Origin of the sequence: Streptomyces boninensis (genome assembly GCF_048572725.1) — a bacterium.
In the GTDB taxonomy this organism is placed as follows: domain Bacteria; phylum Actinomycetota; class Actinomycetes; order Streptomycetales; family Streptomycetaceae; genus Streptomyces; species Streptomyces boninensis.
Genome location: NZ_CP183837.1, coordinates 6129914 through 6144904 on the forward strand (window position 1 = coordinate 6129914; position 14991 = coordinate 6144904).

The window sequence follows — 14991 nt, forward strand, 5'->3', positions numbered from 1 at the left end:
CCGCCGACTCTGCCTGCCCGCTACAGGATCGGGGAAGGGTCTACTGCTGACAGCAGATATCTGGTCTGCGGCGGCTCCGGCTCGGGCAGCTCCGCCGCCGCCGCGCTGGGTGCCGGGCGCGGGCGGCGGGGTACGAAGCTGCCGCTGGTGCCGCCGCGGCCGCGGTGCAGCAGCAGCCCGGAGACCGGGTCGGGCACCGCGTCGAGCGCGGCCTGGACGCCGGGCAGTCCGCGCCAGCGCTCCCAGTCCGCCTCCTCCCGGAAGGAGATCTCCAGCACGATGCCCCACGAGTGGACGTGCCACTCCCACATCAGCGCCCCGTGCGTGACCGCGGACTCGACGAGCGCGTACTCGTACGAGTCCCGCCACGCGAGCGCGGACGACTGCCCGTCGAAGACCTCGACGGACCACCAGTCGGCCATGCCGCCCCACCTCCGGTTGCCAACTCCACGGTAGGCCGGGACAGATGGCCTATCCAGAGCCAGGGAACAGCGTTGTGAACGGCTCCGTCATCGTCCCGGCGTCTGATGTGCCCCCGTAGGGGTGGTTCCACGCCCAGACGAGGAAGAGCAGAAACGCCATCAGCGCGCTGAACAGCCCCGCCAGCACCAGCTCCCGCGCCGACCGTTGGATCTGCAGCGCGAAGACCATGCCGATGGAGACGATCGCCCCGATGATCAGGCCCACCCACACGACGGGCGGCATCGTCGGATCGGTCCCGAGCCCGCGCTCCTGCCGGGCCTGCGCGGCTTGCGCGGCTTGGTCGCCGAGGGCGTAGGCGGCGCGATTCTGCGACTCGGTCTTGGGCTCGTACGCACTCACCTGCTTGCGTACGTCCTCCATGAGCCGGTCGCCGCGGGGCGTGAGTCCGCCGCCCTCGGCGATGGCGGGGTCCCATTCCTTCTTGACGGCGTACGCCACGTATGCGTCGACGCTCGCTCGTACGGCATCGCGCTGCCCGGCGGGATAGGCCGCTGCGCGCTCGCTCACCTCGTGCAGGGCGAAGGCCTCGCGCTGCACGGTCTGCTGCGCCTCGCCGCGCGATTCCCAGACGCCGGCGATGGCGAGGCCGAGCACGATGGCGTATACGACGCCGACCATCATCGTCATGTACTCGATGACGTCGGGCGTCTCGTCGGGATCCTCGTCCTCGGGACGCCGCCGGTCGCGGATGACAGCGATCAGCACGACGACGGCGGTGGCCGCGGCCATGGCGACCAGCAGCTTGAGCCAGTCGGACATTGGGGGCTCCTATCGGTTGGCCGCGGAGCCGCCTCCGCCGCCCGCGGCGAGTGCGGCGGCGGCGAGTACGGCGGGGGCGACGAGGAGGAGGGTCCGGGTGACGGGGGAGGTGCCCTGCTTGGCCTCCGGCTGTGGCGGGGCGTGATAGGCGGGGCGGAAGGAGACGGTCGGCGCGGGCTTGGGCTTGGGCTTCGGCGGCGGCTTGGTGGGGGTGGGCGCGGGCGCCGGCGGCGCGGGCTTCGGCGGCGGTGGGGGTGGGGGAGTCCGCGGCGCAGGTGGCGGCGGAGGCGGAGGCGCGGGCCTGCGCGGTGCCGCCGGCGGCTGCTCCCGGCAGGCCTGCCGCACCGCAGCACCGACATCACCCCGCCGAGCCAGCTCGCCGAGATCGTCGAGCGGCAGCTCGCGACCGGTGTAGGCGCACCCGTCGGCGGGCGCAGGCACGGCGGGCGCGGCTATGGCGGGGGCGCCCAGAGCTGCGGCGGCCAGCGCGACTGCGCCGAGCGCGGCGGAGGCGAGGGGGCGGGAAAGGAGGCGAACTATGCGGCGTTGCACGCGGGGAGGCTGCGCCGCTGCGACCCCGGTACACGTGTCGCCCGCGCAAACCACCCGCGGGCTGGGCGCGCGATGCGCGGGCCAGGGCGCGGGGCGGCCGTCGGCCGCCCGGTGGGGACGGGGCGACACGCCGGGCACTCGATTGGAGGGGTGCCCCGTGGTGCGTGAGCGCGTCGTGCGCGGTGGTTGCGCGCCCGGGTTGCGAGGGTGTGGGGCGGCCGGTTTTACGGGCTTTTGCGGTGGTCAGGGCGGGTGGTGGGGGCTTGCGAGGTGGACCGGCGTGGCTGAGCCGTCCGTATACGGAGAGCTACCGGGTCAGCACGTTTCGAGGTAACCCGCCCGTTGAGTACGCGTCGACCTTCACACTGGGTTATGGTTGAGGTCCCCCCCTCGGGCCGGTCCGAATCCCCCCCTCGGACCGGCCCGTTTTCTTTGCCCCTAGCTGCGGCCCGCCCAGATGTTCACGCCGTCCGTGGACACCGCGAAGGTGTCGATCTCGGCCAGCTCCTCCTTCGACAGCGCCGGCCCGCCGAGCGCCGCGACATTCGCCTCCAGCTGCGCCACGCTCGACGCACCGATCAGCGCCGACGTCATCCGCGGATCCCGCAGCACCCACTGCAGCGCCATCTGCGCGAGCGACTGCCCGCGCCGCTGGGCGATGTCGTTGAGGCCGCGCAGCCGCCGGACGTTCTCCTCCGTCAGCAGGTCCGGGTTCAGCGACTTGCCCTGCGAGGCGCGCGAGCCCTCCGGAATGCCGTGCAGGTACTTGTCCGTGAGCATCCCCTGCGCCAGCGGCGCGAAGGAGATGCAGCCCATGCCCGCAGACTCGAGTGCGTCGAGCAGCCCGTCGTCCTCGGTCCAGCGGTTGATCATCGAGTACGAGGGCTGGTGGATCAGCGGCCGTACGCCCATCTCGCGCAGGATCCGCGCCGCCTCCGCCGTCTGCTCGCTGCTGTACGAGGACACGCCCACGTACAGCGCCTTGCCCTGCTGCACCGCGGACGCGAGCGCGCCCATCGTCTCCTCGAGCGGCGTGTCCGGGTCGAAGCGGTGCGAGTAGAAGATGTCGACGTAATCGACGCCCATCCGCGCCAGCGAGGCGTCCAGCGACGACAGCAGGTACTTCCGGGAGCCCCACTCGCCGTACGGGCCGGGGTGCATCAGGTAGCCGGCCTTCGTCGACAGGATCAGCTCGTCGCGGTACGGGCGGAAGTCCTGCGCGAAGAGCTTGCCGAAGTTCAGCTCGGCGGAGCCGGGTGGCGGACCGTAGTTGTTCGCCAGGTCGAAGTGGGTGACGCCCAGGTCGAAGGCGCGGCGCAGGATCGCGCGCTGCGACTCCAGCGACCGGTCGTCGCCGAAGTTGTGCCAGAGGCCGAGCGAGATCTCGGGGAGCTTGAGGCCGCTGCGACCCGTACGGCGGTACCGCATGGCGTCATATCGGGAGTCTGATGGCAGAAAGTGGGAACCGTTCATCACGAAAATCTCTCTATCACGGTGGCGCCCGCTCCGGTTCCGGCAGGCGCCGGGTTAATGCGGTGCACCGCCCAGTAGGGTGGGCGCCTTCAGGGACACCCAAACCTGGCTTTCGGAGGGGCACACCCGGGATGCATGAGTCGATGCGACACGCGCCGAACCCCCGCCAGTCCCTGCGTGAGCTCGCCTACCGGCTGTACGAGCGGCGCGTCGAACGGCGCCTCGACCACACCCGGATCCCCAAGCACATCGGCGTCATCCTCGACGGCAATCGCCGCTGGGCCCGCGCCGACGGCATGACCGCCGCGCAGGGCCACCAGGCCGGCGCGGAGAAGGTCCGCGAGCTGGTGGAGTGGTGCTCCGGCACCGACGTCGAGGTGGTCACGCTGTGGCTGCTGTCCACCGACAATCTGGACCGTCCCGAGGACGAGCTGGTCCCGCTGCTCGGCATCATCGAGGACGTCGTACGGGACCTGGCAGGCGACGGCCGCTGCCGGGTGCACCACGTGGGCGCGCTCGACCTGCTGCCGAGCCGTACCCAGTCCGTACTGAAGGAAGCCGAGCAGGCGACGGCCGTGCTGCCCGCGCAGGACAAGCCGCGGCTGCTGGTCAATGTCGCGGTCGGCTACGGCGGCCGGCAGGAGATCGCGGACGCCGTCCGCTCGCTGCTCGCCCACCACGCGGAGCAGGGCACGCCGCTGGCGGAGCTCGCCGAGACCGTCGAGGTCGAGCACATCGCCGAGCACCTCTACACCCGCGGCCAGCCCGACCCGGACCTGGTGATCCGTACCAGCGGCGAGCAGCGGCTGAGCGGCTTCATGCTCTGGCAGAGCGCCCACTCGGAGTACTACTTCTGCGATGTCTTCTGGCCGGCCTTCCGGCGGGTGGACTTTCTGCGGGCCCTGCGGGACTACTCCGTGCGCAACCGCCGCCTCGGTCTGTGATCTCTTAAGCGACACGTAACCCGATCGCCCTATGAAGGGCATTGCATATGCGTCGGTGTTCGAGGGAATATCGCTGGTAGCGGGTGGCCCAAGAGCCCCCGCCCGGGAGGCCCTTTGCACCACGACGACGCGGAGGGCCGGCGTCCGGCCCGTGCTGCGCTGCACGCGGGGCAGGACCCGGTCCACCGAACGCGAGCATCGCAACCTCTTGCAAGGGGGTTCGTCCACCCGTGGTGAAAAGCAGCAAGCCGGATGACCGGCGCACCTACGTCCTCGACACCAGCGTCCTCCTGGCCGACCCCAGGGCGATGATCCGCTTCGACGAGCACGAGGTCGTGCTTCCCGTCGTGGTGGTCACGGAGCTCGAGGCGAAACGACACCACCCGGAGCTGGGCTATTTCGCGAGGCAGGCGCTGCGCCTGCTGGACGATTTCCGGGTCCGGCACGGCCGCCTCGACGCCCCGATCCCGATCGGCGAGCTGGGCGGCACGCTGCGCGTGGAGCTCAACCACAGCGATACGGCGGTGCTGCCGACCGGCTTCAGACTGGGCGACAACGATTCCCGGATCCTCGCCGTGGCCCGCAATCTGCAGGCCGAGGGGTACGACGTCACGGTCGTCTCCAAGGACCTGCCGCTGCGCATCAAGGCGTCCTCCGTCGGCCTCGCCGCCGAGGAGTACCGCGCCGAACTCGCCATCACCGAATCCGGCTGGACCGGGATGGCCGAGACGATGCTCAGCGGCGAGCAGGTCGACGAGCTCTTCGAGAACGAGATCGTCAGCGTCCCGGAGGCGGACGGGCTGCCGGTGCACACCGGCCTGGTGCTGCAGTCCGAGCGCGGCAACGCGCTGGGCCGCGTCACCCCCGACGGCCGGGTGAAGCTGGTGCGCGGCGACCGCGAGGCGTTCGGCATCCACGGCCGCAGCGCCGAGCAGCGGGTGGCGCTCGATCTGCTCCTCGACCCGGATGTGGGCATTGTCTCGATGGGCGGGCGGGCCGGCACCGGCAAGTCGGCGCTGGCGCTGTGCGCGGGGCTGGAGTCCGTACTGGAGCGGCGGCAGCACGAGAAGGTGATGGTCTTCCGGCCGCTGTACGCCGTCGGCGGGCAGGAGCTCGGCTATCTGCCGGGCACCGAGGCCGAGAAGATGAGCCCATGGGGACAGGCCGTCTACGACACCCTGTCGTCGGTCACCTCGCGGGACGTCATCGAGGAGGTGACGGCGCGCGGCATGCTCGAGGTGCTGCCGCTCACTCACATCCGCGGGCGCTCGCTCCATGACGCCTTCGTCATCGTCGACGAGGCGCAGTCGCTGGAGAAGAACGTGCTGCTGACGGTCCTGTCGCGGATCGGCGCCAACAGCCGGGTGGTGCTCACCCACGATGTGGCGCAGCGGGACAATCTCCGGGTGGGCCGGTACGACGGCGTGGTCGCCGTCGTGGAGAAGCTGAAGGGGCATCCGCTCTTCGCGCACATCACGCTGAACCGGTCGGAGCGTTCGCCGATCGCGGCGCTGGTGACCGAAATGCTCGAAGATGGCCGGGTCTAGCTTGGCGGCTATCCGGACATAACGCCTCGGCGTATCGCCGCAGCCTCAACTGGGCGCAGCAGCTTAGCTGTTGCGCCCAGTGCTACGCCCCGGTTCCCGCACATCTCGTACGTCAAACAGCATGTGAGCTTTCCCACTCAACGGAGAATTGCCTTAACGCGTCCGCTTCCGGCAGAGTCTTCCTCCTGTCAGGCCCCGCGTACGGCACCCCTGCGTCTTCAGCACCAAAGCACCGTCAACTGAACAGAGTCGCCGTACGCCGCCCGAGAACCACGCGGGCCCTCCCTTCACACCGGGAGGTCCCTCACCGGGCCCGCGCCTCCCGTGACCAACGCACCAGGGAGGCCTGCGCCAGGGGCACGATTGCGCCCGCGAGGTCACCGTCAGCGGGCGACGCTGGAAGGAATGTGTGTGAACCGGATGCCGGTATCGGTCCGGGGACTCGCAGTGGCGTCCGCCACCGCGGTCACCTCGGTCGGCGCCGTCGTGGGTGTCGCTGCCGGAGCGCAGAACGACTCCTCGTCGGACGACATCGAGGCAACCGCAGCAGACGCGACGCTCCTCTCCGACATACCTGCGAAGTCTCAGGTGGGCGTGCAGACCGCCTCCCTGACCAAGCAGGCGGACGCCCAGGCCGACGCTGCTCAGGCGCAGGCCCGTAAGGCGGCAGAGGAAGCGGCCCGGAAGAAGGCAGCCGAGGACGCCGAGGCCAAGAAGCAGGCCGCCGAGGACAAGAAAGAGGCGGCCGAGCAGGAGGCCAAGGAGCGCGAGCAGGCCAAGACCGCCAGCCGGTCGGCCGAGCGCTCGGACATCCCCGTCCAGAGCTCGTACACCACCGCAGAGGTCCAGGCGATCGCCCGCAAGATGGTGCCCGCCGACCAGTTCCAGTGCTTCAGCAACATCGTGGACCACGAGTCCAGCTGGAACTACAAGGCCTCGAACCCGTCTTCCGGGGCGTACGGCCTCGTCCAGGCGCTGCCCGGATCCAAGATGGCCTCCGCCGGCGCCGACTGGCAGACCAACCCGGCCACACAGATCAAGTGGGGCCTCAACTACATGAACTCGCGCTATGACAGCCCGTGTGGCGCGTGGTCCTTCTGGCAGGCCAACAACTGGTACTGAGGTCTGCTTCCAGACCCCCAGATCCCCCTGATCATTCAACGATCAGGGGGATCTGTTGTGTACGGTCTGCCCTATGTCAAAGATGTCGGACTGGTTCGACGGGATGAGCGGCCGGGCCTCCCGGTTCGCGGAGAGCCGCCGGGCCGCGACCGAGCGCAGGGACGCCGAGCGCGGCCTGAGCCGGGAAGCCAAGGCGGACGCCGGACCTCAGCAGCCCGAGCCCGCTCCCGGCCCGCCGCCGGCCCCCGTTGTACGGCACGAGCCGGCGCACGCGATCCCGTGGGGGATGCGGGTGGCCGCCGAGGCCGGCTGGCGGCTGCTGGTGTTCGCCGGGGTGCTGTGGGTGCTGATGCAGGTGGTCAGCACGATCAGCCTCGTCATCTTTGCGTTCTCCGCCGGGCTGCTGATCACCGCGCTGCTGCAGCCGACCGTAGCCCGGCTGCGGCGGATAGGAGTAGGGCAGGGGCTGGCCACCGCGGTCACCTTCATCTCCGGCTTCGTCGCGATCGGGCTGGTCGGCTGGTTCGTGGTCTGGCAGGTCATGGAGAACGCCGACCAGCTGACCGACCGGGTGCAGCAGGCCATCGAAGACGGCCAGAAGTGGCTGATCGACGGGCCGTTCCACGTCAGCAAGGACGAGATCAACGACATCGGCAACACGCTGAGCGACTGGCTCGGCGAGAACACCAGCGAGCTCACCTCCAAGGGCATCGAAGGCGTCTCATATCTGGTCGAGTTCCTGTCGGGCGCCGCGATCGCCGCCTTCACCACGATCTTCCTGCTGTACGACGGCAAGCGGATCTGGAACTGGTGCCTGAACATCGTGCCGCGCGACGCCCGCGAGGCCGTCGCCGGCGCCGGGCCGCGGGTGTGGGCGACGCTGACCGGGTACGTACGCGGGACGGTGCTGGTGGCGCTGATCGACGCGATCTTCATCGGCGTCGGGATCTACTTCCTCGGCGTGCCGATGGCGGTGCCGCTGGCGGTGCTGATCTTTGTGTTCGCGTTCGTGCCGATCGTGGGTGCGCTCGTGTCCGGCTCCCTCGCCGTGGTCGTCGCCTTCGTCACCAACGGCTATGTGACCGCGCTGCTCGCGCTCGGCGTCGTGCTGCTGGTGCAGCAGATCGAGGGGCATGTGCTGCAGCCGTTCATCCTCGGCCGGATGGTGCGGGTGCATCCGCTCGCGGTGGTGCTCGCGGTGGCGACCGGCACGCTGGTCGCCGGGATCGCCGGTGCGGTCGTCGCGGTGCCGCTGGTGGCGGTGCTCAACACGGCCGTGGGCTATCTGCGGGCCTATGCGCGAGAACGGCAGCCGACGGGGGTGGCGCCGCACGGCGCGACGATCGTCGAAGTGTCACCCGCCGGGCCCGCACCGGCGGATGAGGCGCCGCCGTCGGACGGGAAGGCGTAGCCGGAGGCCGTACGGGCTCAGTACGGCGCTTCCCGGTCGTCGAAGAACTTCTTCAGCCGCTCCGTGTCCTCCGCCGACCAGCCCTTCGGCGGCACCACCTCCGCCCAGCCGTCCACCGGCCCGTCCCCGTACCGGTGGCCGTGGGGGGCGGGCACGCCGTACGACACCGCCATGTCGACCGAGGTCTGCCAGAAGGTGACGAACGGGAACCAGTTGACCTCCGGCGTGATGTCCGGGCCCAGCGGCGGGTCCACCCACTCGGGGCGCTGCAGCGCCAGGTCCCAGCTCCACCAGACCACCGGGTCGGACGCGTTCTGGAGGTAGACGACCCGCGGGTGCCGCCACGGCCCCTTGAGCCGCTTGAAGTCCTTCTCCGGGAACTGCGCGAAGCGGATGTGCCGGCCCTCGTCGAACTCCGGCCGCCACACCGGGCTGCCCTGGTCGCGGTCGCTGCGGATCTCCGTCGAGACCGGGCCGAAGTTCGGCGGGCCGAGCAGCAGCGCCCCGTCCATCTGCGCGACCAGCTGCTCGGCGCTGCCGAAGGTGGCCTCTATGGCGTACGCGCCGAGGCTCTCGCCGGTCACCACCAGCTTGGGCCGCTCTTCCGCGGGCATCGTGTCGACCCGCTTCTGTACGGCCTTGACCAGGGCCCGCGTGGCCTGGCCCGCCTTCTCCTTGTCGACGAGGAAGGAGACCCAGCTGGGCAGGTACGAGTACTGGATGGCGACGAAGGCGGTGTCGCCGCCGTACATGTACTCCAGCGGCTCGGCGACCGTGGAGTTGACCCAGCCGGTGCCGGTGGTCCCGGCGATGGCGAGGACCTGGCGGTCGAAGGCGCCGGTGCGCTCCAGTTCGCGGACGGCGAGGCGGGCCTGCGCCCGGAACGGCTCCTGTGGGCTTTCGTCGCTGAACGCCTCCGGGTGGGCGGAGGAGACGTACACCCGGACCGGGTCCACGGCGGGCTCGCCGGTGACCTTCTCGATCTGCCCCTTGCTCGGCACCGCGCCGGTGAAGTTACGGCCCTGGAAGCCGAGGTCGTCCCACGGGATCAGGGAGTCGGGGCTGCCGGACACGTAACGCGATCCGGACTGGGTGATGCCCTCCTTGGTGGAGGCGTCGGTCTTGGCAGCGATGGAGTCGGCGATGTCGATGACGCCGCGGTCGAAGACCACGTCCCGTACGCCGAAGGTGACGAGGATCGCCGACACCACCAGGCCGGTGCCGACGGCGAGGGGGCGGGGGAGGGCCCGGTCGAGCCAGTGGATGAGCTTGCCGGTGGCGAGGCGGATGGAGCGGGCGATCACCACCAGCAGCGCGAGGACCGCGAGGGCGATGAGCGCGATCATCGGGGTGTGCCAGGGCATCGACGGCGGCAGCGACTGCAGTTCGCGCAGCTGGCGCTGCATGTGGGCGGACTCGGAGATCAGCCAGACGGCCATGATCGGGGTGAGCACCAGCGCCACCTGCCAGCCGCGGGCGCGGGCCTGCTCGCTGGGCTGCCAGTCGCGCCAGGCCAGTACGCGGCGGAAGAACCAGGCGAGCACCGCCCCGAGCCCGTATCCGATCGCCGCGGTGATGCCGCCGATCACGCCCTGCAGCAGCCAGGGGCGGGGGACGAGGGAGGGGGTGAGGGAGAGCCAGAAGAAGACGTTGGCGATGCAGAAGGCGAAGAGATCCGGCCAGCGGCGGACCCGCCACCTTGGGTCCGGGCGGTCCCAATAGGGGCGTTTCGCCGCCGCCACGATCTTCTGCCACATGATCTCAACGTTAAACGAAGGTAAGGGAAGAGCCCGGTAAGCAGCGCTTACCGGGCCGATGGCTCCCCTCCTACTCGGTGCGCAGCCCCTCCGCCCGCATCATCCGGACCAGCGGCGGCAGGCTGAGCAGCGTCACCGCCCCGACCACAGCGCCCCCCGCGGCCGCCATGGTCAGGATCGCGGGCCAGTCGACGGCCACCGGCGTCGACGCCATCCGCAGCAGCACCGCCCCCAGCGCCACCCCGGTCCCGGTGGCGAGCGTGAGGCCGAGCGTCACCGGGATCGCCGTCTGCCACAGCACCGAGAGGCTGAGCGTGCTGCGCCGGGTGCCGAACGCCACCAGGGACGACAGCAGCTTGCGGCGCTCGCGCAGCTGCTCCAGCTGGCCGACCAGCAGGCTGGCGCCGATCAGCAGCAGCACGCAGACCGCGCCGACCAGCAAGCCCGTGCGGATGCCGGCGTACTGCCCCGACTCCTCCGTGCTCTCCAGGGTTTGCACCATCACCAGCGGGTCGAGCTCGGCCACGGCCGTACGCACCCGGTCCCGCGCATCGCCAACGGCCGGGTCCGTACGCACCCAGACCTCCCGCGTCATCCCGCCCGACGCGAACAGGCCGCGGGCGGCGGCGGGTGTGGTCAGCAGCCCGCTGCCCTCCATGCCGTACGGGTCGGGGCGGGAGGTCACCTGGCGGACGTCCTCCGGGATCCGCCAGGGGACGGCCTTGCCGTCGGCGTACTCGTAGGACGGGTCGACATAGGCGCGGGCGCCCGGCACCGCGATCTTCTTGGTGCTCTCCGCGGCATAGCCGCCCTTGACGGCGAAGGAGTCGCCGTCCTTGCAGGACGGCAGCCGCGCGAGCTCGCGCAGCGCGGCGCAACTGCCCACCGTCAGGCTGATGCTGTCCTCGGCCTTCGCCGTACGGGCCAGGGAGGAGCCGTCCAGCGTCACCGTCTCCCGTACGCCCTTGGTGTCCGCGATGCGCTCGGTGAGGTGGCGGGCCGCGGGCCCGCTCGAATTCACCGTCATCTGCGCGCGGTGCGGGTCCTCGCCGGTCTGCTTGGTGTAGTCGCCCTCGACGCCGGTGAAGAGCATCTGCAGCGCGACCGCGCCGGCCACCGCGACCGCGATGCCGTTCACCAGGCGGGCGGCGGTGCCGCTGCTCAGCTGGAGGCGGCGGACAGCGAGTTGCCAGGAGACGGGGGCGCGGTTGCCGCGGCCCAGGCGGGCGACGAAGGCCTCGACCAGCCAGGGCAGCAGCGCGGTGATGCCGGTGAGCAGCAGCACGACGCCGGTGGTGACCTGGTAGGCGTTGAAGCTGCCGCCGTCGTCGCCCTTGCCGATCAGGGGCAGCAGCGCGGCCAGGCCCGCGACCGGCAGCAGCACCCGCCACCACAGCCGGCGGCGCCTGGGCTTGGCGGCCCGTACGACACCGAGCGGCTCGATGACCACATTCCGCAGCGTGAACAGCGTGACCCCGACCGCCGCGGCCGGGACGGCCAGGGCGACGAGGGCGGCGAGCCAGGGCGCCGGGTTGAGGTCGGCCGGGAAGACGCTCACGTCCATGACGGCGACGCCGCCCACGAGTTGCCGCCCGGCGAGGAAGAAAGCGGTGCCGAAGACGAGGCCGAGCAGCGCCCCCGCCGCCGCCTCGCCCGCCGCGATCCGGCGGGTCATCGCGGCATCCGCGCCGACCAGGCGCAGCGCGGCCAGCCGCCGGTCGCGGCGCTCGCCGCCGAAGCGGACGGCGGCGGCCACGAAGACGGCCACCGGCATCAGCAGCGCGATGAACACGATCAGGACGAGCAGGAGCAGCACCGGATCGAGGCCTCTGCCCTCCGCGTCGTTGCCGAAGCCGCTGATCCGCTGGACGTTGTCGGCGCCCTGCTTGAGGGTGTCGCTGCCCGCGTAGTAGGCGAGTTCGGCGGGCCCGCCGGCCAGTCCCGCGTCGGCGATGGTGCCGCTGATCTTGTACGGGATACGCTCCCGCAGCAGCCCCGCGTCGCCGTCCTTCAGCCGGTCGGCGAGCGCCGGGGAGACCACCATCTCGCCGGGCCCCGGGAAGCGGTCGAGGCCCGGCGGCGGCTCCGCCTTCGCGCCCTCGGGCTGCAGCAGGCGCCCGCGGACGTCCTGGTCGCCGAAGGTGGTGTCGGCGGTGCCGACCAGCATGCTGGTCGCGGTGGGGTGCTTCAGCTGCTGGGGCTGCAGGTCGCTGCGGTCGTTGCCGCGCTGGTCGCGGGCCGCGAGCGCGGCCGGGATCGCCGTGGTCAGCAGCAGCAGCGCGACGCCGAGGCCGACGCCGACGGCGGTCAGCAGCGTGCGGGTCCAGCCCTCCTTGCCGCCGCGGAAGGCGAACGAGAGCCCCATCCTGAGGTCTTGTCGCAGGCTCACACGTGCTCCATGCTGCGGGTCTTGCCATCGCGGACGATGACCTCGCGGTCGGCGTACGCGGCCACCCGGGCCTCGTGCGTGACGAGGACGACGGCGGCGTTCGTCTCCCGGGCGGCGGCCGTGAGCAGCTCCATCACCCGCTCGCCGTTGAGCGAGTCCAGGGCGCCGGTCGGCTCGTCGGCGAAGAGGACGCGCGGCGTGGTGGCGAGCGCGCGGGCGACCGCGACGCGCTGGCCCTGGCCGCCGGAGATCTCGCCGGGGCGGTGGTGCGCGACGTCGTCGACCTCCAGGCGTTCCAGCCAGGGCTTGGCGGCGCGTTCGGCCTCGCGGCGGTTCAGGCCGGTGAGGCGGAGCGGCAGGGCGACGTTCTCGACGCAGGTCAGCTCCGGTACGAGCTGGCCGAACTGGAAGACGAAGCCGAACTTGCTGCGGCGCAGCGCACTGCGCTCCCCGTCCGACATCCCGGACAGTTCGCGGCCCTCGTACGTGATGGTGCCCTCGTCCGGCGGCACGATCCCGGCCAGGCAGTGCAGCAGCGTCGACTTGCCGGAGCCCGACGGGCCCATGACGGCGACCGTCTCGCCGGGCAATATCGCGAAGTCGGCGCCGTCCAGGGCGGCGGTGCCGGAGTAGGACTTGCGCAGCCCCCCGGCTGCGAGCAGTGCGGCGCCGGTCATTTGCGTACCTCCGCGGCGAGCTTGTCGAGTCGGGCCGTGGTGAGCTCCAGCCAGCGCAGGTCGGCCTCGAGGTGGAACAGGGCGTGGTCGCAGATGAGCTGGTCCACCAGCTCGCCGCTGCGCTTGCGCTTGGTCAGTTCGCGCATCAGCCGCAGATGCTCGGCGCGCTGGGTGTCCAGCAGCTCGGCGGCGTCGCGGCCGGTGAGCAGGGCGAGGACGACCTTGGTGTAGAGGGTGGAGGTCAGATACGGCTCGGGCTTCTCCGGGGTCTGCAGCCAGGCGGCGACGTCGGTGATGCCGGCGTCGGTGATGGCGTACCGCTTGCGCTCGGGTCCGCCGCCGGCCTCTATGCCGTCGACCTCGACGAGGCCGTTCTTCAGGAGGCGGGACATGGTCGAGTAGACCTGCCCGTAGTGCAGCGGCCGGTCGTGGCCGAAGCGTTGGTCGAAGGCCCGTTTGAGGTCGTATCCATGGCGGGGCCCCGCTTCTTCCAGGAGCCCGAGGAGGGTGTGCCCGATGGTCATGCGGAGGACTCTACATGGTGTGTATACCTAGTGTGTATAGACGGGGTGTCTAGTGGCTCAATCGTTGCCTTCCGCGTCGTCGGTACGGGGCGGCCGTCCCCGCCGCGGGAGCGGTCCGGTCTCCTTCGGGAGCCGGCCCGCGCCCGCGAGGGCCTGTCGCAGCAGGTACTCGACCTGCGCGTTCGTGCTGCGCAGCTCGTCCGCCGCCCAGCGCGCGAGCGCGTCGTGGACTGCGGGATCGAGCCGCAGCAGTACCTGCTTGCGCTGCTTCGTCACTGGTAGAGGGACCCCGCGTTGACGACCGGCTGCGGCGCGCGGTCGCCGCACAGCACGACCATCAGGTTGGACACCATCGCGGCCTTGCGCTCCTCGTCCAGCTCGACCACGTCCTGCTCGGTGATCCGGGCCAGCGCCGACTCGACCATCCCGACCGCGCCGTCGACGATCTGCTGCCGGGCCGCGACCACCGCGCCGGCCTGCTGGCGCTGCAGCATCGCGGCGGCGATCTCCGGCGCGTACGCGAGGTGGGTGAAGCGGGCCTCGATGATGTGCACACCGGCGGCCTGGACCCGCAGCGTCAGCTCGGCGGCGAGCTTGTCGGTGATCTCCTCGGCGTTGGCGCGCAGCGAGAGCTCGTTCTCGTCGTGGGCGTCGTAGGGGTACTCGATGGCGATGTGCCGGACCGCGGTCTCGGTCTGGGTGCCTACGAACTCGACGTAATCGTCCACGGAGAAGACCGCCTGCGCGGTGTCCTCGACCTGCCAGACGATGACGGCGGCGAGCTCGATCGGGTTGCCGTACGCGTCGTTGACCTTCAGGACAGCCGTCTCGTGATTCCGCACCCGCGTGGAGATCTTCTGCCGCGAGGTGAGCGGGTTGACGAAGCGCAGGCCGTCGTCGCGGATCGTGCCCGTGTAGCGGCCGAAGAGCTGCACGACGCGGGCCTCGCCCGGGGCGACCATGTTCAGCCCCGACATCGCGATGATCGAGCCGAAGAAGAGCAGCGCGCCTACGACGATGAGCGGGACGCCGGTCCCCACGTGGTCGCGGGTGGCGAGGGCGATGCCGGTGATGGTCATGCCGATGCCGAGCAGGGTGCCGATGAGGCCGAGGAGGAGGGCGAGGCCGCCGGTGATGCTGTGCGCCGGGGTCTCGTGGACCTCCGCCTTCGGCATGGGGAGGGAGTCTTCGGTGGTCGTGGTCATGCGGGCCCCGTTTCTTTGACGATGGTCGCGCTCTAGCAAAGTGATATCACTTTACCTCAACTTTCAGCGGCATGAAAGATCTTTGGGTCTTGTGACGAGAACATGCCAGCCCCTCTTCACGGAGTGGTCTACTCCAGTCAGACTCCGT

General features: G+C 70.8%; 14 protein-coding genes. 4 read left to right on the plus strand and 10 right to left on the minus strand.

Going from position 1 to position 14991, the window contains the following annotated elements:
* Positions 1 to 20: 20 nt before the first annotated feature.
* The 4 genes from ACNNMR_RS28170 to mgrA form a co-directional block, all read right to left on the minus strand.
* The gene (locus ACNNMR_RS28170) at positions 21 to 422 is read right to left on the minus strand and encodes a hypothetical protein (protein ID WP_419997476.1); all 402 of its coding nucleotides are present in this window, start codon (positions 420 to 422) and stop codon (positions 21 to 23) included.
* 49 nt (positions 423 to 471) lie between these two features.
* Positions 472 to 1242, minus strand: coding sequence for a hypothetical protein (locus ACNNMR_RS28175; RefSeq protein WP_419997477.1), 771 nt, complete (start codon positions 1240 to 1242; stop codon positions 472 to 474).
* Between the two features lie 9 nt (positions 1243 to 1251).
* Positions 1252 to 1794: a hypothetical protein gene (locus tag ACNNMR_RS28180; protein WP_419997478.1), complete on the minus strand. Its 543-nt coding sequence runs from the start codon at positions 1792 to 1794 to the stop codon at positions 1252 to 1254.
* A 438-nt stretch (positions 1795 to 2232) separates the two neighbouring features.
* Positions 2233 to 3267, minus strand: a complete 1035-nt coding sequence (gene mgrA / locus ACNNMR_RS28185) for an L-glyceraldehyde 3-phosphate reductase (RefSeq protein ID WP_419997479.1) — start codon at positions 3265 to 3267, stop codon at positions 2233 to 2235.
* 143 nt (positions 3268 to 3410) lie between these two features.
* On the opposite strand from mgrA, the gene ACNNMR_RS28190 reads away from it, so the two are divergent.
* From ACNNMR_RS28190 to ACNNMR_RS28205, 4 genes are all read left to right on the plus strand, one after another.
* Complete coding sequence (locus tag ACNNMR_RS28190; RefSeq protein ID WP_419997480.1) at positions 3411 to 4211, plus strand: isoprenyl transferase; 801 nt, start codon at positions 3411 to 3413, stop codon at positions 4209 to 4211.
* A 230-nt stretch (positions 4212 to 4441) separates the two neighbouring features.
* Positions 4442 to 5758 (plus strand): PhoH family protein, encoded by a 1317-nt coding sequence (locus tag ACNNMR_RS28195; RefSeq protein WP_419997481.1) that lies wholly within the window; start codon positions 4442 to 4444, stop codon positions 5756 to 5758.
* A gap of 420 nt (positions 5759 to 6178) precedes the next feature.
* The gene (locus ACNNMR_RS28200; RefSeq protein WP_420000502.1) at positions 6179 to 6880 is read left to right on the plus strand and encodes a transglycosylase SLT domain-containing protein; all 702 of its coding nucleotides are present in this window, start codon (positions 6179 to 6181) and stop codon (positions 6878 to 6880) included.
* A gap of 73 nt (positions 6881 to 6953) precedes the next feature.
* On the plus strand, positions 6954 to 8291 hold the full coding sequence (locus ACNNMR_RS28205; protein ID WP_419997482.1) for an AI-2E family transporter: 1338 nt from the start codon (positions 6954 to 6956) through the stop codon (positions 8289 to 8291).
* A gap of 17 nt (positions 8292 to 8308) precedes the next feature.
* Here ACNNMR_RS28205 and ACNNMR_RS28210 read toward each other — a convergent pair whose 3' ends face one another.
* From ACNNMR_RS28210 to ACNNMR_RS28235, 6 genes are all read right to left on the minus strand, one after another.
* Positions 8309 to 10048 carry an alpha/beta hydrolase gene (locus ACNNMR_RS28210; protein WP_419997483.1) on the minus strand — a complete coding sequence of 580 codons (1740 nt, stop codon included), beginning with the start codon at positions 10046 to 10048 and terminating at the stop codon, positions 8309 to 8311.
* Between the two features lie 70 nt (positions 10049 to 10118).
* The gene (locus tag ACNNMR_RS28215) at positions 10119 to 12437 is read right to left on the minus strand and encodes an FtsX-like permease family protein (RefSeq protein WP_419997484.1); all 2319 of its coding nucleotides are present in this window, start codon (positions 12435 to 12437) and stop codon (positions 10119 to 10121) included.
* Positions 12434 to 13114 (minus strand): ABC transporter ATP-binding protein, encoded by a 681-nt coding sequence (locus ACNNMR_RS28220; RefSeq protein WP_419997485.1) that lies wholly within the window; start codon positions 13112 to 13114, stop codon positions 12434 to 12436. The genes ACNNMR_RS28215 and ACNNMR_RS28220 overlap by 4 nt, the downstream gene beginning before the upstream one ends.
* Positions 13111 to 13638, minus strand: coding sequence for a PadR family transcriptional regulator (locus tag ACNNMR_RS28225; RefSeq protein ID WP_419997486.1), 528 nt, complete (start codon positions 13636 to 13638; stop codon positions 13111 to 13113). Before ACNNMR_RS28225 ends, ACNNMR_RS28220 begins: the two co-directional genes overlap by 4 nt.
* Before the next feature lie 57 nt (positions 13639 to 13695).
* Entirely contained in the window at positions 13696 to 13965 is a 270-nt protein-coding gene (locus ACNNMR_RS28230) for a hypothetical protein (RefSeq protein ID WP_419997487.1), read from the minus strand.
* Positions 13911 to 14843, minus strand: a complete 933-nt coding sequence (locus ACNNMR_RS28235) for an SPFH domain-containing protein (protein ID WP_419997488.1) — start codon at positions 14841 to 14843, stop codon at positions 13911 to 13913. The genes ACNNMR_RS28230 and ACNNMR_RS28235 overlap by 55 nt, the downstream gene beginning before the upstream one ends.
* Positions 14844 to 14991: the final 148 nt, after the last annotated feature.